Source organism: Rhodoferax sp. PAMC 29310, from assembly GCF_017948265.1.
Taxonomy (GTDB): domain Bacteria; phylum Pseudomonadota; class Gammaproteobacteria; order Burkholderiales; family Burkholderiaceae_C; genus Rhodoferax.
The window spans coordinates 4,312,398-4,329,270 of the sequence record NZ_CP072852.1 but is presented as its reverse complement, the minus strand read 5'-3'; the positions used below and the strand labels follow the sequence as shown (position 1 = coordinate 4,329,270).

The window sequence follows — 16,873 nt, the reverse complement described above, 5'->3', positions numbered from 1 at the left end:
GTCGGCCAACCCTGTCGGCCTCTTACAAGTTACTGAATTAACCCTTCAGCCATGGCCGGGGACCGCCCATAACGTGAACATGAAGGTGATGGACCTCTTGGCCCCCTTCGTCACCGGTGTTCGCCAAAACGCGGAATCCACCGGCAGGGTAGGCATTGCACCCTTGCTCCATCGCCAATTGTGGGGCTAAAACCATCATGCGCCCCATCAGGGCCGCATGCTCAGCCTGAAGATGGGCCATGGAGGGGATGTGCATTTTCGGAATAATCAAAAAATGAACAGGTGCCCACGGCTTGATATCGTGAAACGCATAGAGCTCATCATCTTGGTAAACCAATTTAGAGGGAATCTTCCCCGCGACAATTTTGCAGAAAAGGCAGTCGGGATCGTGCCCCACAACGTGTTCGATCATTAAGAAAACTCCATGGGCAAACCTTTGTTCATGCTCACCATGCCACTGACGATGCGGAAAAGAAACCAGATGGAGATCAGCAACCAGGCGATCCATCCGGGTAAAACAAACACAAACCAGAGCGGAAACGTCACCGCGTAAAGCAGCCCCGCAATGATCACCGTACGGATGCGCCATCGAAAATGGGAGGCGTGCCACGTGCCCTTCGCGTCGGAACGTTTCACCATGTCCATGACCAAGGCCACGATCAGAAGAATCGGCCCCATCTGCCCGCCCGGAATCAAGGCTCCAACGGCGACGATCAGATGCAACACATAGCTAATAGTGCCCACCGTGTTGAGTGACTTCAAATGCTGCAAATTGGCCTGATCCCGATTGGGATCCTGGCTCGGGGGTGTTGTGAAATCTTGCGTCATCCGGCTTCTCCTTCTCGGGCGCGTACTTTGCGAAGTGCCTTTTCTTCCAGTCCACTGGTGCCCGCACGGCGCTCCAGTTCAGTAAGGACATCTGAGGGCTTCAACCCGTAGTGGGCCAAGGCGATCATGCAATGAAACCACAAATCGGCAACTTCACCCACAATTTTGGTTTTGTCCCCACCAAAATCAGCGTCTTTGGCCGCCATGACCACTTCGGTCGCCTCCTCGCCGATCTTCTTCAAAAAAGCGTCCGGGCCTTTGTGCAGCAAACGGGCGACGTAGCTTTCTTCCGGATTGCCGCCTTGCTGTGGCAAGCGGCTCTCAATCACGGCGGCCAGACGGGCCAGAGAATCAGCGGAAGATGCAGGAGTCAACATAAGGCGTTATTTGTAGATGGTTTGCGGGTCTTTCAAGACCCGATCGGTGACTTTCCACTCACCATTCTCGTACACACTGAAGAAGCAGCTATGACGGCCCGTGTGACATGCGATACCAGGTTCATGACCCAGTTGGGTGATTTTCAGCAGAATCACATCATTGTCGCAGTCCATGCGAATTTCATGCACCTTTTGCACATGACCAGACTCCTCGCCTTTGAACCAAAGCTTGTTGCGAGAACGACTGAAGTACACCGCCTGCCCGAGTTCAGCTGTCTTTTGTAAAGCCTCGCGGTTCATCCAGGCAAACATCAGCACATCGTTGGAGCCCAGCTCCTGCGCAATGACAGGAACCAGACCTTTGGAGTCCCAGCGGATCTGCCTGATCCAGCTGACAGGTGGCGTGTTTGGGGGTGTCATTTGCTATCCAATCAATAGCTGCTCACGCAGCATTTACAAGGGCAAGAGCCCGAAATATCAGTTAATGCGGACCGGAATGCCGCGCTCGGCCATGCGCGCCTTGGCTTGGCCCACGGTGTATTCGCCGTAGTGAAAGATGCTGGCGGCCAGCACGGCGTCGGCACCGCCGAGTTGAATGCCGTCGGCCAGATGGTCCACGTTGCCGACACCGCCGGAGGCGATGACTGGCACGTTGATCGCATCCGAGACGGCGCGGGTCAACTCCAGATCGAAGCCGGATTTGGTGCCGTCACGGTCCATGCTGGTGAGCAAAATTTCGCCCGCCCCGTACTCGGCCATGCGCCGCGCCCAGGTCACGACATCCAGCCCGGTGTTTTGGCGGCCGCCATGGCTATAGACGTCCCAGCCCTCCCCCCGATTCAGCATGTCTTCGCCAAAGCGACGTTTGGCGTCAATGGCCACCACAATGGCTTGTGCGCCATATTTGTGGGACACGTCCTGAATGATGGTCGGGTTGGTGATAGCCGCCGAGTTGAAGCTGGTTTTATCAGCGCCCGCGTTAAGCAAGCGCCGCACGTCTTCGACGGTGCGCACACCGCCACCCACCGTCAAGGGGATGAACACTTTCGACGCCACGGCTTCGATGATGTGCAGAATCATGTCGCGCCCATCACTGGTGGCGGTGATGTCGAGAAACGTCAACTCGTCGGCGCCCTGGTCGTTGTAACGCGCGGCAATTTCCACCGGATCGCCGGCGTCCCGAAGCTCAACAAAATTAACGCCCTTGACCACGCGGCCACCAGTAACGTCCAGACAGGGAATGATGCGTTTGGCTAACATTGAATCTTTATAGGGGCGGCTGGGGCGATTTTGGCGCCAGTACCCAAGGGCTGCAACGACCAGAGTGCACCCTCAGCGCGGGGTTGGTTCAGCCGTTCAGTTCGTCCGCGCGCTCTTGCGCGGCGGCAAAGTCAAGGTCGCCACTGTAGATGGCGCGACCGCAGATGACACCTTCAACACCGTCGTCTTCGACTGCACACAAGGCTTCGATGTCGGCCATATTGCTCAAACCACCCGAGGCAATCACCGGAATGCTCAGGGCTTGGGCCAGTTTGACCGTGGCTTCAATGTTGATGCCACTGAGCATGCCGTCACGACCGATATCGGTGTAAATGATGGATTCGACACCATAGTCTTCGAATTTCTTACCCAGGTCCAGCACGTCATGGCGAGTGAGCTTGCTCCAACCGTCCGTAGCGACCTTGCCGTCGCGAGCGTCGAGTCCGACGATGATGTGGCCGCCAAAGGCCGTGCAGGCATCTTGCAAAAACCCGGGGTTTTTGACAGCCGCGGTGCCAATGATCACGTAGCGCAAGCCAGCGTCAAGGTAACGCTCAATCGTGTCCAGGTCGCGAATACCGCCGCCCAGCTGGACGTCAATCTCACTGCCCACCTCCTTCAGGATCTTGCGAATGGCTTGCTCATTCTTGGGATGCCCGGCAAAAGCGCCATTCAAATCCACCAAATGCAGGCGACGCGCGCCCATGTCGACCCATTTGCGCGCCATGACCGCAGGGTCTTCGCCGAAAGTGGTCGATTGATCCATGTCGCCTTGTTTGAGGCGCACACAGTGGCCGTCTTTGAGATCGATTGCAGGTATTAAAAGCATGATGCTTCAGGTTGGTGGAGGAATGAGGTGAGAGGCTCAGAAAGAGCAAGAAAAATCAGGGATTCCAGTGAAGGAAGTTTCTGTAAAGCGATAACCCGTGTTCAGCGCTCTTTTCAGGGTGAAATTGAGTCGCGAAAATATTATCGCGCGCAATGGCCGAAGAGAAACGGCTGCCATAGTCTGTCTCGCCCACGCTGTGGCGCGCATCAGACGGTTTGGCGTAATAACTGTGCACAAAGTAGAAGTAACTGCCGTCTGGCACGTCGCCCCACACGGGGTGTGGCGCACCACCGTGGTTGTTGCGGTAGACCTGATTCCAGCCCATTTGCGGCACTTTATAACGGCTGGCGTCGGGTTGCAACTGGCCCAGCAGGTCAAATTTAATCACTGCGCCCGGAATCAAACCCAGGCAAGCGGTGTCTTGCTCAGCGCTGTGGTCCAGCAACATTTGCATGCCCACGCACACGCCCATCAAGGGCTTGTTGGCTGCGGCATGCAGAACAGCGGGCAACATGCCTGACTCGCGCAACTCCCGCATGCAATCCCGCATGGCGCCCTGGCCCGGAAGCACCACTCGCTCGGCCGCCATGACTTCTTCCGGCGTACGAGCCCAGACCACGTCTACATCAGAGCCCGCGGCCGCGTGAATCACCGCTTGGGACACGGAGCGCAGGTTGCCCATGCCGTAATCCACCACAGCCACCGTTTTCTTCAGTCTGTTAATTGCTACTAAATTAATAGCTTCTCCCGGATTATCCACGGGGGCCAGAGGCACATTTCCCATAAAACTTACAGCATTCCCTTGGTCGAGGGGATAGAGCCCAACGAACGGGGGTCGAATTCGAGCGCGGCGCGCAATGCACGGGCAAAGGCCTTGAACACCGTTTCGGCCTGGTGGTGAGCGTTCTCGCCACGCAAGTTATCGATGTGCAGGGTCGCGAACGAATGGTTCACAAAGCCCTGGAAAAATTCGTGCGCCAGTTGGCTGTCAAAGGTGCCGATCATGCCGCTCTTGAAAGGCACATCCATGATCAAGCCGGGGCGACCCGACAAGTCAATCACCACGCGGGACAAGGCCTCGTCCAGAGGAACATAGGCATGGCCATAGCGGCGAATGCCTTTTTTGTCGCCCACCGCTTTGTGCACAGCCTGGCCAAACGCGATGCCCACATCTTCAACCGTATGGTGGCCGTCAATGTGCAGGTCACCAATGGCCTGGATGTCGAGATCGATCAGGCCGTGGCGGGCAATTTGGTCCAGCATGTGGTCAAAGAAACCGATGCCGGTGCTCAGATTCGCCTTGCCGGTGCCATCCAGGTTGACTTTGACGGTGATTTGGGTTTCTGCCGTGTTGCGGGACACCTCGGCCATACGGGGAGCGGTGGTAGGAAGAGTGGTCGTCATAGTGATTCCAGTAGAGCGGCAAGCATGGCCTCGTTCTCAGTCGCGGTGCCGACCGTGAGACGCAAACAATTGGCCAACAAGGGGTGCATTTTAGAAACGTTCTTGACGAGGACCTTGCGCAAGCGCATGCCCTCAAAGGTTTTGGCCGCATCCGGCACCCGAACCAGAATCATATTGGCGTCACTCGGGTAGGCTTTCACGCCGGGCAAGGGGGTCAGCGCGGCCAGAATGACGGTCCGCTGGGTCCGAATGTCCTGGGCTTGCGCCGCAAAAACATCCTGGTAGCCGAGCGCAAACAAGGCGCACTCGCAGTTCAGCACGCTGATGTTGTAGGGTGGGCGCACCTTGTCAACCTCGGCAATCAAGGCCTTGGGCCCCATCATGTAACCCAGTCGCACGCCCGCCAGACCAAACTTACTCAGGGTGCGCATCAGCAGCACATGGCTGTGGCGTGCCAGTCGGTCAATGTAACTTTGACTGGCGAAGGGCTGGTAGGCCTCATCCATCACCACCAGACCGCCCTGCTCACCCACTGCAACAATGATTTTCTCAATCACAGCGGCGTCCCACAGATTGGCCGTGGGGTTGTTCGGGTACGCAAGGTAGGTGAGTGTGGGGCGATGCTGTGCAATGGCGGCCAACATGGCGGTCTCGTCCAGCTCAAAATCAGCGGTGAGTGGCACGCCGTGAAAGTCCAGGCCCTGCAACTGGGCGCTCATGGCATACATCACGAAGCCAGGCACGGGCGCCAGCACGCTGGCGGCCTGACCACCGGCGGGCTTGGCGCAGGCCAGCGCCAGCAGGCTGATCAACTCATCCGAGCCATTGCCCAGCATGATGTCAAAGCCTTCGGGCATACCGGCGTGGGCCGCCAAAGCTCGGCGCAGGTCATCCACACGGCCGTCAGGATAGCGGTTCAGCGCGACGGCACCCAAGCGCTCGCCCAGGGCCGCCTGCAACTCGGCTGGCAACCGGTGCGGGTTCTCCATCGCGTCAAGCTTGACCATGCCGGCAGCGTCTTGCACGGCATAGGCGTGCATGTCTTGCACGTCTTGGCGGATGTTGTATGCGACGAAATCAGGATTCATGCGGGTGTTGCTGCTTATGGTGACAGGGGTTTGACTTGGTTCATTTCATTCACACGGATAAGCCGTGGCCAAGGCATTGGCCATGACCAGGGGGACACCCATGTCAGCCTCATACAGCTCGCTATTGCGTTTCAGCTCTGTGTCATACAGTGAGCGCACCATGCGCGGTTCCAAACGGCGGCCATTCTGGCAAAACAGGGGTTTGGCGCCGGCGCGAACATGAAAGGCATTGGCCTCCATGGCGCCTTCCATGACCCCCACCAGGTAATAGTTCGCATAGGCCTCGCCCTGTTTCTTGTCCGACAACTCCAAACCGCGCAGTTCGCGCAGGCTCATGGCGGAGGCACTGGTCAGCACTGCAAGGCTTCCAACGAACACGAAGAACCGGGCGAGCTTCATTTGAGGCGCATCTCCGCGGCACGGGCGTGACCTTGCAGGCCTTCGCCGTAGGCGAGCACAGCAGCAATCTTGCCAAGTGTTTGGGCACCGGCCTCACTGACTTCGATCAAACTGCTGCGTTTTTGAAAATCGTACACGCCCAAAGGCGAACTGAACCGCGCGGTGCCGCTGGTGGGCAGCACGTGATTGGGGCCGGCGCAGTAGTCGCCCAGCGACTCACTGGTGTAGGCACCCAGGAAAATGGCGCCGGCATGTTTCAACAAAGGCTCCCAGCGATGTGGCTCATGGCTGCTGACCTCCAGGTGCTCGGGCGCAATGCTGTTGCTGATGTCGCACGCCTCCTCCATGCTGCGGGTATGAATCAGGGCGCCGCGTCCGTTGAGCGACTTGGCAATGATCTCGGCACGGGGCATTTCGGGCAGTAGCCGGTTGATGGCGGCTTGAACTTGCTCGATATAGGCCTGATCGGGGCACAGCAGAATGCTTTGCGCCAACTCATCATGCTCAGCCTGGCTGAACAAATCCATGGCCACCCAATCCGGCGGGGTGCTGCCATCGGCCAGCACCAAAATCTCGCTGGGGCCGGCAATCATGTCGATGCCCACCGTGCCAAACACGCGGCGCTTGGCAGCGGCCACATAGGCGTTGCCGGGGCCGGTAATCTTGTCAACTTTTGGAATGGTGGCCGTTCCATAGGCTAGGGCGGCAACCGCTTGCGCGCCACCCACCGTGAAGGCGCGCGTCACGCCAGCCACATAAGCGGCGGCCAACACCAAGGCATTTTTTTCGCCTTTGGGGGTAGGCACCACCATGATGATTTCACCGACACCGGCCACATGGGCAGGGATGGCGTTCATCAACACCGACGACGGATAGGCAGCTTTGCCCCCCGGCACATAAATGCCCACGCGGTCCAACGGTGTGACCTTTTGGCCCAGCAGCGTACCGTCTTCGTCGCGGTAGCTCCAGCTCTCGCCGCAGGCCTTCTTCTGGGCTTCGTGGTAGCTGCGCACACGCTGCGCGGCAGCTTGCAACGCGTCGCGCTGCTCAGTGGGAATGGCATCAAACGCAGCTTTGAGTTCAGCTTGCGTCAGTTCCAGCTCACCCATTGAAGCGACTGTGAGGCCGTCAAAACGCGCGGTGTACTCCAGCACGGCGTCGTCCCCGCGTTGCTGCACGTCAGCCAGAATGTCTGCCACCCGCTGCTCAATGGCCGCATCCGCTTCGGCGGACCAATGCAGACGCGCCTTGAATTCAGCCTCAAATGTGCTGTTCGACGTTGACAGATAAGCAGGAGTAGCTACATATTTCATAGCAAATTCATTCCAATTGTTTAGGCGGCCTGGCCCACAGCTGAGGCAAAGGCGTCGATGATTCGGCGAATAGGCGCTTGCTTGAGCTTGAGCGCGGCTTGGTTGACCACCAGGTGCGAGCTGATGTCCATGATGTGTTCAACCTCGACCAAGTGGTTGGCCTTGAGTGTGTTGCCGGTGGACACCAGGTCCACAATCGCGTCCGACAAACCGACCAACGGGCCCAACTCCATGCTGCCGTAGAGCTTGATCAAGTCCACGTGCACACCTTTGGTGGCGAAAAATTCACGCGCAATCGCTACGTATTTGGTGGCCACCTTCAGGCGCGAGCCTTGTTTGACGGCCGAGGCGTAGTCAAAGTCATTGCGCACGGCCACGCTGATACGGCATTTTGCAATTTGAAGATCCAGCGGTTGGTACAAACCGTCGCTGCCGTGCTCTAGCAGCGTGTCCTTGCCCGTGATGCCCATATCGGCCCCGCCGTACTGCACGTAGGTGGGCACATCAGTGGCACGCACTACCAGCACACGTACATCGGGCTGGTTGGTGGTAAGAATCAGTTTGCGGGACTTTTCCGGGTCTTCCAGCACCTCAATGCCGGCGGCGCGCAGCAAAGGCAAGGTTTCCTCAAAGATGCGCCCTTTGGACAGTGCCAGCGTGATCATTTAAATCTTTCAATGTCTGCGCCCAGGCCACGCAGTTTGGCTTCCATCTGGTCGTAACCCCGGTCCAGGTGGTAAATACGGTCCACCACGGTTTCACCTTCGGCCACCAAGCCAGCGATGACCAAACTGGCTGAGGCACGTAGGTCGGTCGCCATCACGGTGGCGCCCGACAGCTTCTCTACCCCTTCAACCACGGACACTTTGCCGTCGATCTGAATGGAGGCGCCCAGACGCACCATCTCGTTGACGTGCATGAAGCGGTTCTCGAAAATCGTCTCGGTGACGATGGCAGTGCCGTGCGAGATGCAGTTCAAGGCCATGAACTGCGCTTGCATATCGGTTGGGAACCCCGGGTACTCGGTGGTGCGAAAGCTCTGGCTCTTCAAGCGGCCTTGCGACTTGATGTGAATTCCATCGTCAACCGACGTCACAGTGGCACCGGCATCACGCAGCTTCTCGATCACGGCTTCCAGATGATCGAGCCGGCCGTGCTTGAGCAGCGCTTCACCACCCGTCGCGGCTACCGCACACAAAAAGGTGCCGGTCTCAATCCGGTCTGCCACCACCTGGTGGGTGCAGCCATGCAATTTGTCCACGCCTTGAATGACTATCCGGCTGGTGCCGTGGCCCTCAATTTTGGCGCCCATTTTGATCAGCATTTCAGCCAGATCGGTGATCTCAGGCTCTTGCGCAGCGTTTTCCAGCACCGTCTCGCCTTCGGCCAGAGTGGCCGCCATCAGGAAGTTCTCGGTTCCTGTCACGGTCACCATGTCGGTGGCAATGCGCGCGCCTTTGAGTCGCGTCCAACCCGTTGGCAATTTGGCAATCATGTAGCCGTGCTCGACCACAATTTCGGCGCCCATGGCCGTCATGCCCTTGATGTGCTGATCGACGGGGCGCGACCCAATGGCGCAACCGCCCGGCAAGGACACCGTGGCTTCGCCAAAGCGGGCCAGCAAGGGCCCCAAGGCCAGTACCGAAGCGCGCATGGTCTTGACTAGCTCGTAAGGCGCTTCGGGAGAGCTCAGCGTGCCAGCAGTCACCTCCACCCGGCCATCGTCCTGGCGCTCGGCACCCACGCCCATGTTGCGAATCAGTGTCAACATAGTTGACACGTCCTTTAGACGAGGCACATTCAAGAGGGTAACGGGCTCAGCCGTCAGCAAGCAGGCGCACAACTCAGGCAGGGCGGCATTTTTAGCGCCGGAGATCTGCACTTCACCCTGCAATTGACGTCCACCGCGAATCAGTAATTTATCCATAAAGTCCGTTCAGCACCCTTGATGTGTGCGGGAAAAAATTGGGCCTGCGTCCTGGGTACACCCAGCCTCAGGCCTGTGCAGCCCACTCGGCGGGCGTGTAGGTTTTCATCGACAAGGCATGAATCTCATCGGTTTTCATCTTGTCACCCAAGGTCGCGTAGACCTGCTGGTGGCGCTGAATGGCGCGCTTGCCTTCAAACGCCGATGACACCACGGTGGCATACCAATGGCGGCCATCACCGTCCAGTTCAAGGTGCTCGCAGGCAAGCGTGGCGGCGATCAGGGTCTTGATCTGGTCTGCATTCATGTCAACAATCCAATTCGTGTGAAAAAAGGGGGTTAGCTGCGGATTTTGTAACCCGTGCGCAGCAAGTGAATCGCGATGACGCTGACTACCGCCAGCGCCGCACTAACCACGCCCAAACTCAACCAGGGCGAAACGTCGCTTACCCCAAAAAACCCATGACGAAATCCGTCAATCATGTAAAAAAACGGATTCAGATGGCTCACACCCTGCCAAAACGCGGGCAAGGAGTGGATGGAGTAAAAAACGCCGCTCAAAAAGGTCATGGGCATGACCACAAAATTCTGGAATGCCGCGAGTTGGTCAAACTTCTCCGCCCACAAGCCAGCAATCAAACCGAGCGTGCCCATCAGTGCCGCGCCCATGATGGCAAACACCAGAATCCACAACGGTGCAGAAAAACTGAGGCTCGTGAAAAGGAAGGAGATGGCAATGACACCGACACCCACGACCAAACCGCGGATGACCGATGCACCCACATAGGCCACATACCAGTTCATGTAGGACAGAGGCGTGAGCATCAAAAACACCAGATTGCCCATGACCTTGCTCATAATCAGCGAGGACGAGCTGTTGGCAAATGCGTTTTGCAGCACGCTCATCATGGCCAGACCCGGCACCAAAAAGGCGGTGTAACTGACCTGGTCATAGACCTTGACGTGGGACTCCAGCGCATGGCCAAAAATCAACAGGTACAACATTGCCGTCAGAACGGGGCCTGCCACTGTCTGGAAGGCAACCTTCCAGAATCGAAGCACTTCTTTGTAAAGCAGTGTCTGCCAGCCGGTCATGCGCTCACCTTGTCGGCCTGAGGCTCTGCGCCCCGGTGTTGATTCATGATTTCCAGGAAAACGTCTTCCAGATCGGCTTTGCGGATTTCAACGTCTTGTGCAGTCAATCCCGCTTGGCGAACAGCGGCCAGGTAGTGCTCAATTTCCAAGGCGTCATTGGCAGGAAACTGGACGACCCGGCCCGTAATTCGGGCCTTGCCCGCCAACTCTGCTGGCAAAACGCCGTCGGTCTTGAAGCGCAGTACGCTACTAGTGGCTTTCTTGAGCAGTTCACTGGTGGAATCCAGCGCCACAACCCGGCCGGATTGCAACATGGCGATACGGCCACACAAGGCCTCAGCCTCTTCCAAATAGTGCGTTGTCAGCAATACCGTGTGACCTTGCTTGTTGAGTTTGGCGACGAACTTCCAAAGGGTTTGGCGCAACTCAACGTCGACACCTGCGGTGGGTTCGTCCAGCACGATGACCCGGGGCTTGTGCACCAACGCCTGAGCCACCAGCACGCGCCGCTTCATGCCGCCAGAGAGCTGTCGCATATTGGCGTTGGCCTTGTCGGCCAATCCCAGACTGTCCAATAGCTCGTCAATCCAGGCATCGTTGTTTTTGACACCGAAATAGCCGGATTGCAGGCGAAGCGCTTCGCGCACATTGAAGAAGGGGTCAAACACCAATTCTTGCGGCACCACGCCCAAGCTGCGACGCGCCTGAGCGAAGTCCCGGTGAACGTCATGCCCCAGCACGCTCACAGACCCGGAACTGGCGCGGGTGAGGCCGGCCAGAATGCTGATCATGGTGGTCTTCCCGGCGCCATTGGGACCCAGCAAGCCAAAGAACTCCCCATCTTCGATGTCGAGGCTGACGCTGTCGAGGGCGAGAAAAGTAGCCCCTTTGGGTCCCCGGGGGGATGGATAGGCTTTGGAGACGGTTTGAAAGGAAATAGCAGACATGCGAGCCGGCTATTTTACCGGGTCGGCTGATTCCGCGGTCAGCAACTCATCAATACCGTACAAGGTGGCCAAGTCAGCCAAACGTGCGGGCAAACCGCGAATCGAAAATTGCTTGCCCAGCGCCATCACCTCACGACGAAACTCCAACAACACCGCCAATGCTGCCGAGTCAAATCGAGTCAGGGCGCTGGCGTCCACAACCATCCGGGCGCCAGATTGCTTGCGCAAATCCTGCACCAACGAACGCAAACAGGCGGTCGCCTCAACTTGGGTCAAGGCTTGTGGCAACACCAGCATCATCAGCTCTTTTTCGCGTTGGACTTATTCATATCAGTCAAGGTGGCAATCAATCCATCAATGCCTTTGGCGTTGATCTCAGCACGAAACTGACTGCGGTAGGTTTCGACCAACCAGACTCCCAACACGTTCAGATTGTTGATCTTCCAGCCCTCGCCCGGTATTTTCTCCAGGCGGTAGTCCAGTTGAACCGGGTCCCCGCGACCGATAACTTCCGTCCGAACCGTGACATTCGTGCTGTCAGCCGCGGCCCGCAGTGGCTTGACTGAGATCCTGTTGTCTTTGACCTGGACAAGCGCGCCCGCATAGGTTTGCACTAACAGGGTTTTGAACTCCTCTTGCAGGCGCTTGCGTTGATCTGGTGTCGCCTGTCGCCAAGCCGGTCCGACCGCCGACGCTGTCATCCCTTGGAAATTGACATAGGGCATGACCTTGGTATCTACCAAAGTCATGATCCGGTGCACGTCACCAGCCATCAACGTCTTATCAGCCTTGATAATCGCAAGAACCTCAGCACTCACGCGCTGAATCAGGGCGTCTGGCGCCTCATCCGCGGCTCGGGCCGGCAATGCAAGCAATGCAAACAAGCTCAGGCTGAGTGTGGTCAGCCAACGATTCAATTGACGACGATTCATGGCGTTACTCTCTGTGACTTTTCAGAGGTGACGGGATAGTCGTCTTCCTCCGGCGGGTTTCCGTCATAGACGGCACTGCGGCGACGCTGGAGATGGGCATCACGCACAAAGGAATATTTGTCCAGCGCGATCTTGTCCAACATTTCGGTGGCTTTGAGAAGGCCTTCGCGTTGGTCCACAATTCGAACCGCCATGGTGGTGTTCCGGGTTGGCACATGGCTCAAATTGCTGACCGCGTCTCCTTGAGAATCCACTGGCAAAGCTGCCGTGTCTCGCAGAGTGGAAGGCCCAAGCAGAGGCAACACCAAATATGGGCCTGGGGCCACACCCCAATGACCCAAAGTCAGACCAAAATCTTTGGTGTTCCTTTGTATGCCCAAGTCAGACGCTACATCGAACAGGCCGCCAACGCCAATGACGGTGTTGATCATGACGCGCCCAACATTGTCTGAGGTGGCTGGACCATTGAGTTGCAATGCGCTGTTCACCGCTGACCAAGCATCTTGCAGGTTGCCGAAGAAATTACCAATCCCTTGGCGAATCAGGCGTGGCGTCACGTCACGATAGGCGGTGGCGACGGGCTTCAGTACGGCAGTGTCGACTGCATCATTGAACTGGTAGACGCCTCGATTAAAGGGCTCTATGGGGTCTTTAGGATTGGCATTGGGCCCGCTGGCGCAACCCGCTAACAGGGCAACCCCAATAAGCGTCGCCGCCACAATTGTGTTTGACCGAACCAGAGGCATTGGCTTGGCTGATTGTTGAGTTCGATTCATCATCATTTGTCCGAATTGGCGGTATTTTTGTCAGCGGTACTGCTGAACAGGAACTGACTAATCAAATTCTCCAGCACCACGGCGGATTGGGTGCGAGAAATAGTATCACCGCTGGCCAGATTGCGATCATCTGCCCCCGGCTCCAGACCCAGGTATTGCTCACCAAGCAGACCACTGGTCAATATCTTTAAAGAGCTATCCTTGGGAAATACAAAGCGATCTTCCAGCGCCAATGTAACACGGGCCTGGAATGACTTGTCGTCGAACACAATGCTCTCCACCCGCCCCACGACCACCCCTGCGCTACGCACCGCTGCTTTGGGTTTGACGCCACCGACGTTGTCAAATTTGGCCGACACCGTATACGTTTTCTGAAAACTCAGACTCAACAGGTTGGCAGATTGGAGAGCCAGAAACAAAATGGCCGCCGCGCCAAGCAGCACGAACAAACCGACCCACACATCTTTCTTTGAGCGTTGCACCACACTCTCCCCCTAAATAGTAAACATGAACGCAGTCAGGATGAAATCCAATCCCAATACTGCCAGCGAAGCCATGACCACCGTGCGGGTGGTTGCACTGGCAACCCCTTCTGGCGTCGGCTGCGCATCAAACCCCTGCAACAGGGCAATGAAAGTCACGGTGAATCCGAACACCACGCTTTTGATCACGCCATTACCCACATCCTGCCAGACATCGACCCCGCCCTGAATCTGGCTCCAGAATGAGCCACCATCGACACCAATCATCAGCACGCCAACGACCCACCCGCCAATGATGCCGGTCGCACTGAAAACAGCAGCAAGTAGTGGCATCGCCAACACGCCACCCCAGAAACGCGGCGCCAGAATGCGTTTAACAGGGTCAACAGCCATCATTTCCATGACGCTGATCTGTTCGCCGGCTTTCATCAGTCCGATCTCGGCGGTGAGCGACGTGCCAGCACGCCCGGCAAACAGCAAAGCGGTAACAACTGGACCCAATTCACGCACCAAGGTGAGCGTCACCATCAGACCCAACGAATCCGAGGAGCCGTAACGTTGCAACGTGTAATAACCTTGCAAGCCGAACACAAAGCCGACGAACAGGCCAGACACCGCGATGATTGCCAACGAATAATTGCCCAAGAAAAAAAGTTGGTCGCGGATCAGTCCAAAGCGCTTGAGGCTCCCACCGAAGGTGCTGAGCAGGCGAAAAAACAACCGAGCCCCGTGACCCAAATCAGCTAAATGAGTGCGTGTGGCCAGGCCAACGTCAGCGGGTTTGTACCAACTCATACTACCTCCACCCTGCCAAAGTCGGCTTCAATGCTGGAGGCCGGATAATGGAACTGGACCGGCCCGTCAGACAGGGCATTCACATATTGGTACACCAGTGGGTCGCTACTTTTCCGAACTTCATCAGGCGTTCCCTGCGTGGCGATCTTGCCATTGGCCAAAATAACGACGTGATCGGCAATGGCAAAGGTTTGCTCCAGTTCGTGCGAAACAAACACGCTGGTGAGACCCATGGAGTCATTGAGTTGGCGAATCAGACGGGCGGCCGTGGCCAATGAAATGGGGTCCAGGCCAGAGAACGGTTCGTCGTACATCACCAACTCAGGGTCCAGCGCAATGGCCCGCGCCAGCGCAATACGACGCGCCATGCCACCAGAAAGGTCGCTGGGCATCAAGTCGCGCGCACCGCGCAAACCCACCGCATTAAGCTTCATCAACACGATGTCGCGAATCAGGGCGTCCGACAGATCGGTGTGCTCACGCAGCGGAAAGGCCACGTTCTCAAACACTGACAAATCCGCGAACAAGGCGCCAAACTGGAAAAGCATGCCCATGCGGCGCCGAGCGGCGTACATTTGAGTCTGATTCATAGGAGTCACATCCTGCCCATCGAACAGGAGTTGTCCTTTTTGAGCCCGGCTTTGCCCACCAATCAAACGCAGGATAGTAGTCTTTCCGCCGCCGGAGGCGCCCATGAGTGCGGTAACTTTGCCACGCGGAACGGACAAGGACACGTCATCCAGAATCACGCGCTCTCCGTACCCGAAGGTCAAGTGACGCAGTTCAACAAGAGAATCGACAGAGGTGGCGGTCATTGGGGCGATTGGACTGACGGGCGCTCTGACAGCGACCCCGGTCAATCCGGCGTGAATCAAAAAAGAAAGGCCGGGAAATCCCCGGCAGATGAATCATACGGGATTACCCGACACCCGGCCCGAGACGGGCCCATTGGCTTAACGCGGCAAGTCGCTAACACCCATCAGGAATTCGTCGACCGAGCGCGCTGCTTGGCGACCTTCGCGGATGGCCCACACGACCAAACTCTGACCCCTGCGAATATCGCCCGCAGCAAAGACCTTGGCCACATTGGTGGCATAACCCCCAATGAACTCGGTGCTGGCGCGGGCATTGCCGCGTGTATCCTTATCAATACCAAACGCCTCCAGCACGCTTGCCACCGGGCTGACAAAGCCCATGGCCAGCAAAACCATGTCGGCTTTCAACACCTGCTCGCTGCCCGCAACTTCGACCATCTTGCCGTCTTTCCATTCGACGCGAACGGTCTTCAGGCCGGTGACTTTTCCTTTTTCGCCCACGAATTCCTTGGTAGAAATGGCAAATTCACGGGTGCAGCCTTCGTCATGGCTGGAGCTAGTGCGCAATTTCAGAGGCCAATTGGGCCAAGTCATTGGCCGATTTTCTTCAATCGGAGGTTCAGGCATCACCTCAAACTGAGTGATGCTGACCGCACCGTGGCGGTTGCTGGTTCCCACGCAATCGGAGCCAGTATCACCCCCGCCAATGACGATGACATGTTTACCATCGGCCCGCAACTGGCCTTTGACTTTGTCACCCGCATTGACTTTGTTTTGCTGTGGCAAGAACTCCATAGCGAAGTGGATGCCGGCAAGGTCCCGTCCCGGCACCGACAAGTCGCGGGACTGCTCGGAGCCACCGGTTAGAAGCACGGCATCGAAGTCTTTTTGCAACTGTGCGGGCGAAATAGTTTCCTTCGCCCAGTTGGTCACCTTGGAGCCCTCGGGCATCTCGCCCACCAGAACGCCGGTGCGAATCGTCACGCCCTCTTTCTGCAATTGATCGACACGGCGGTCGATATGTGACTTCTCCATCTTGAAATCAGGAATACCGTAGCGAAGCAAGCCGCCGACCCGATCGTTCTTTTCGAACAAGGTCACTTCATGGCCAACTCGCGCCAACTGCTGTGCCGCTGCCATGCCCGCCGGGCCGGAACCCACCACGGCCACCCGTTTGCCTGTCTTGACTTTGGCCGGGCGTGCGGTCACCCAGCCTTCGGACCAGGCGCGGTCAATGATGGCGTGCTCAATGGACTTAATGCCGACGGCGTCATCATTCACGTTCAAGGTGCACGCGGCCTCACAAGGCGCGGGGCAGATGCGGCCTGTGAACTCGGGGAAGTTATTGGTGCTGTGCAGCACCTCGATGGCATTTTTCCAGTCACCCCGGAACACCAAGTCATTGAAGTCAGGAATGATGTTGTTGACCGGGCAACCGCTGTTGCAGAACGGCGTGCCGCAGTCCATGCAGCGCGCCGCTTGCACATTGGCTTGTGCGTCGTCCAAACCGACCACAAACTCTTTGTAATTTTTCAAGCGCTCAGTGACGGGCTTGTAGCCCTCTTCCACACGCTCGAATTCCATGAAGCCAGTGACTTTTCCCATG

The 16,873-nt window shown here is 57.3% G+C and carries 23 protein-coding genes; all 23 read right to left on the bottom strand.

The genetic code is table 11. The features are described from left to right. Positions 1–37 precede the first annotated feature (37 nt). The gene (locus J8G15_RS20065; RefSeq protein WP_210544590.1) at positions 38–412 is read right to left on the bottom strand and encodes a histidine triad nucleotide-binding protein; all 375 of its coding nucleotides are present in this window, start codon (positions 410–412) and stop codon (positions 38–40) included. Beyond that, positions 412–828: a hypothetical protein gene (locus J8G15_RS20060; RefSeq protein WP_240538385.1), complete on the bottom strand. Its 417-nt coding sequence runs from the start codon at positions 826–828 to the stop codon at positions 412–414. The genes J8G15_RS20065 and J8G15_RS20060 overlap by 1 nt, the downstream gene beginning before the upstream one ends. Continuing rightward, on the bottom strand, positions 825–1,205 hold the full coding sequence (locus J8G15_RS20055) for a phosphoribosyl-ATP diphosphatase (protein ID WP_210544589.1): 381 nt from the start codon (positions 1,203–1,205) through the stop codon (positions 825–827). Before J8G15_RS20055 ends, J8G15_RS20060 begins: the two co-directional genes overlap by 4 nt. A gap of 6 nt (positions 1,206–1,211) precedes the next feature. Then, positions 1,212–1,625, bottom strand: coding sequence for a phosphoribosyl-AMP cyclohydrolase (gene hisI / locus J8G15_RS20050; RefSeq protein ID WP_210544587.1), 414 nt, complete (start codon positions 1,623–1,625; stop codon positions 1,212–1,214). Positions 1,626–1,682: 57 nt separating this feature from the next. Beyond that, positions 1,683–2,465, bottom strand: coding sequence for an imidazole glycerol phosphate synthase subunit HisF (gene hisF, locus J8G15_RS20045; protein WP_210544585.1), 783 nt, complete (start codon positions 2,463–2,465; stop codon positions 1,683–1,685). Between the two features lie 88 nt (positions 2,466–2,553). Beyond that, positions 2,554–3,294 carry a 1-(5-phosphoribosyl)-5-[(5-phosphoribosylamino)methylideneamino]imidazole-4-carboxamide isomerase gene (hisA, locus tag J8G15_RS20040; RefSeq protein ID WP_210544583.1) on the bottom strand — a complete coding sequence of 247 codons (741 nt, stop codon included), beginning with the start codon at positions 3,292–3,294 and terminating at the stop codon, positions 2,554–2,556. Positions 3,295–3,349: 55 nt separating this feature from the next. Next, complete coding sequence (gene hisH / locus J8G15_RS20035; RefSeq protein WP_210547684.1) at positions 3,350–4,018, bottom strand: imidazole glycerol phosphate synthase subunit HisH; 669 nt, start codon at positions 4,016–4,018, stop codon at positions 3,350–3,352. A gap of 65 nt (positions 4,019–4,083) precedes the next feature. Beyond that, the gene (gene hisB, locus J8G15_RS20030) at positions 4,084–4,698 is read right to left on the bottom strand and encodes an imidazoleglycerol-phosphate dehydratase HisB (RefSeq protein ID WP_370627448.1); all 615 of its coding nucleotides are present in this window, start codon (positions 4,696–4,698) and stop codon (positions 4,084–4,086) included. Continuing rightward, a complete protein-coding gene (hisC, locus tag J8G15_RS20025; protein WP_210544582.1) occupies positions 4,695–5,786 on the bottom strand; it encodes a histidinol-phosphate transaminase in 1,092 nt (363 codons plus the stop codon). The genes hisB and hisC overlap by 4 nt, the downstream gene beginning before the upstream one ends. A gap of 45 nt (positions 5,787–5,831) precedes the next feature. Beyond that, entirely contained in the window at positions 5,832–6,185 is a 354-nt protein-coding gene (locus J8G15_RS20020) for a Rap1a/Tai family immunity protein (protein WP_210544581.1), read from the bottom strand. Continuing rightward, positions 6,182–7,498, bottom strand: coding sequence for a histidinol dehydrogenase (gene hisD / locus J8G15_RS20015; protein WP_210544579.1), 1,317 nt, complete (start codon positions 7,496–7,498; stop codon positions 6,182–6,184). The genes J8G15_RS20020 and hisD overlap by 4 nt, the downstream gene beginning before the upstream one ends. A 20-nt stretch (positions 7,499–7,518) precedes the next feature. Next, positions 7,519–8,163, bottom strand: coding sequence for an ATP phosphoribosyltransferase (hisG, locus tag J8G15_RS20010; protein WP_210544577.1), 645 nt, complete (start codon positions 8,161–8,163; stop codon positions 7,519–7,521). Further along, complete coding sequence (gene murA / locus J8G15_RS20005) at positions 8,160–9,425, bottom strand: UDP-N-acetylglucosamine 1-carboxyvinyltransferase (protein ID WP_210544575.1); 1,266 nt, start codon at positions 9,423–9,425, stop codon at positions 8,160–8,162. Before murA ends, hisG begins: the two co-directional genes overlap by 4 nt. A 67-nt stretch (positions 9,426–9,492) precedes the next feature. Next, positions 9,493–9,732, bottom strand: a complete 240-nt coding sequence (locus J8G15_RS20000; RefSeq protein ID WP_210544573.1) for a BolA family protein — start codon at positions 9,730–9,732, stop codon at positions 9,493–9,495. A gap of 32 nt (positions 9,733–9,764) precedes the next feature. After that, entirely contained in the window at positions 9,765–10,520 is a 756-nt protein-coding gene (locus J8G15_RS19995) for an ABC transporter permease (protein ID WP_210544571.1), read from the bottom strand. Continuing rightward, positions 10,517–11,467, bottom strand: coding sequence for an ABC transporter ATP-binding protein (locus J8G15_RS19990; RefSeq protein ID WP_210544569.1), 951 nt, complete (start codon positions 11,465–11,467; stop codon positions 10,517–10,519). Before J8G15_RS19990 ends, J8G15_RS19995 begins: the two co-directional genes overlap by 4 nt. Positions 11,468–11,476: 9 nt before the next feature. Next, positions 11,477–11,767 carry a lipid asymmetry maintenance protein MlaB gene (locus tag J8G15_RS19985; protein ID WP_370627447.1) on the bottom strand — a complete coding sequence of 97 codons (291 nt, stop codon included), beginning with the start codon at positions 11,765–11,767 and terminating at the stop codon, positions 11,477–11,479. Next, positions 11,767–12,399, bottom strand: coding sequence for a phospholipid-binding protein MlaC (locus J8G15_RS19980; RefSeq protein ID WP_210544567.1), 633 nt, complete (start codon positions 12,397–12,399; stop codon positions 11,767–11,769). The genes J8G15_RS19985 and J8G15_RS19980 overlap by 1 nt, the downstream gene beginning before the upstream one ends. Further along, entirely contained in the window at positions 12,396–13,175 is a 780-nt protein-coding gene (locus tag J8G15_RS19975) for a VacJ family lipoprotein (RefSeq protein WP_240538384.1), read from the bottom strand. The genes J8G15_RS19980 and J8G15_RS19975 overlap by 4 nt, the downstream gene beginning before the upstream one ends. 2 nt (positions 13,176–13,177) lie before the next feature. Continuing rightward, positions 13,178–13,657: an outer membrane lipid asymmetry maintenance protein MlaD gene (gene mlaD, locus J8G15_RS19970; protein ID WP_210544566.1), complete on the bottom strand. Its 480-nt coding sequence runs from the start codon at positions 13,655–13,657 to the stop codon at positions 13,178–13,180. 12 nt (positions 13,658–13,669) lie between these two features. Next, positions 13,670–14,452, bottom strand: coding sequence for a lipid asymmetry maintenance ABC transporter permease subunit MlaE (gene mlaE / locus J8G15_RS19965; protein WP_210544564.1), 783 nt, complete (start codon positions 14,450–14,452; stop codon positions 13,670–13,672). Then, positions 14,449–15,267, bottom strand: a complete 819-nt coding sequence (locus tag J8G15_RS19960) for an ABC transporter ATP-binding protein (RefSeq protein WP_210544562.1) — start codon at positions 15,265–15,267, stop codon at positions 14,449–14,451. Before J8G15_RS19960 ends, mlaE begins: the two co-directional genes overlap by 4 nt. A gap of 138 nt (positions 15,268–15,405) precedes the next feature. Beyond that, a complete protein-coding gene (locus J8G15_RS19955) occupies positions 15,406–16,872 on the bottom strand; it encodes a glutamate synthase subunit beta (protein WP_210544560.1) in 1,467 nt (488 codons plus the stop codon). Position 16,873: the final 1 nt, after the last annotated feature.

What these genes read in the sequence shown, in the direction of transcription:
- murA (WP_210544575.1), bottom strand. Translation starts at nt 9,425, where the DNA reads ATGGATAAATTACTGATTCGCGGTGGACGTCAATTGCAGGGTGAAGTG.
- J8G15_RS19980 (WP_210544567.1), bottom strand. Translation starts at nt 12,399, where the DNA reads ATGAATCGTCGTCAATTGAATCGTTGGCTGACCACACTCAGCCTGAGC.
- J8G15_RS19995 (WP_210544571.1), bottom strand. Translation starts at nt 10,520, where the DNA reads ATGACCGGCTGGCAGACACTGCTTTACAAAGAAGTGCTTCGATTCTGG.
- hisA (WP_210544583.1), bottom strand. Translation starts at nt 3,294, where the DNA reads ATGCTTTTAATACCTGCAATCGATCTCAAAGACGGCCACTGTGTGCGC.
- hisF (WP_210544585.1), bottom strand. Translation starts at nt 2,465, where the DNA reads ATGTTAGCCAAACGCATCATTCCCTGTCTGGACGTTACTGGTGGCCGC.
- J8G15_RS20060 (WP_240538385.1), bottom strand. Translation starts at nt 828, where the DNA reads ATGACGCAAGATTTCACAACACCCCCGAGCCAGGATCCCAATCGGGAT.
- J8G15_RS19960 (WP_210544562.1), bottom strand. Translation starts at nt 15,267, where the DNA reads ATGACCGCCACCTCTGTCGATTCTCTTGTTGAACTGCGTCACTTGACC.
- hisB (WP_370627448.1), bottom strand. Translation starts at nt 4,698, where the DNA reads ATGACGACCACTCTTCCTACCACCGCTCCCCGTATGGCCGAGGTGTCC.
- hisI (WP_210544587.1), bottom strand. Translation starts at nt 1,625, where the DNA reads ATGACACCCCCAAACACGCCACCTGTCAGCTGGATCAGGCAGATCCGC.
- J8G15_RS20055 (WP_210544589.1), bottom strand. Translation starts at nt 1,205, where the DNA reads ATGTTGACTCCTGCATCTTCCGCTGATTCTCTGGCCCGTCTGGCCGCC.
- J8G15_RS20065 (WP_210544590.1), bottom strand. Translation starts at nt 412, where the DNA reads ATGATCGAACACGTTGTGGGGCACGATCCCGACTGCCTTTTCTGCAAA.
- mlaE (WP_210544564.1), bottom strand. Translation starts at nt 14,452, where the DNA reads ATGAGTTGGTACAAACCCGCTGACGTTGGCCTGGCCACACGCACTCAT.
- J8G15_RS20000 (WP_210544573.1), bottom strand. Translation starts at nt 9,732, where the DNA reads ATGAATGCAGACCAGATCAAGACCCTGATCGCCGCCACGCTTGCCTGC.
- J8G15_RS19955 (WP_210544560.1), bottom strand. Translation starts at nt 16,872, where the DNA reads ATGGGAAAAGTCACTGGCTTCATGGAATTCGAGCGTGTGGAAGAGGGC.
- J8G15_RS19990 (WP_210544569.1), bottom strand. Translation starts at nt 11,467, where the DNA reads ATGTCTGCTATTTCCTTTCAAACCGTCTCCAAAGCCTATCCATCCCCC.
- J8G15_RS19985 (WP_370627447.1), bottom strand. Translation starts at nt 11,767, where the DNA reads ATGATGCTGGTGTTGCCACAAGCCTTGACCCAAGTTGAGGCGACCGCC.
- hisG (WP_210544577.1), bottom strand. Translation starts at nt 8,163, where the DNA reads ATGATCACGCTGGCACTGTCCAAAGGGCGCATCTTTGAGGAAACCTTG.
- J8G15_RS19975 (WP_240538384.1), bottom strand. Translation starts at nt 13,175, where the DNA reads ATGAATCGAACTCAACAATCAGCCAAGCCAATGCCTCTGGTTCGGTCA.
- hisD (WP_210544579.1), bottom strand. Translation starts at nt 7,498, where the DNA reads ATGAAATATGTAGCTACTCCTGCTTATCTGTCAACGTCGAACAGCACA.
- J8G15_RS20020 (WP_210544581.1), bottom strand. Translation starts at nt 6,185, where the DNA reads ATGAAGCTCGCCCGGTTCTTCGTGTTCGTTGGAAGCCTTGCAGTGCTG.
- hisC (WP_210544582.1), bottom strand. Translation starts at nt 5,786, where the DNA reads ATGAATCCTGATTTCGTCGCATACAACATCCGCCAAGACGTGCAAGAC.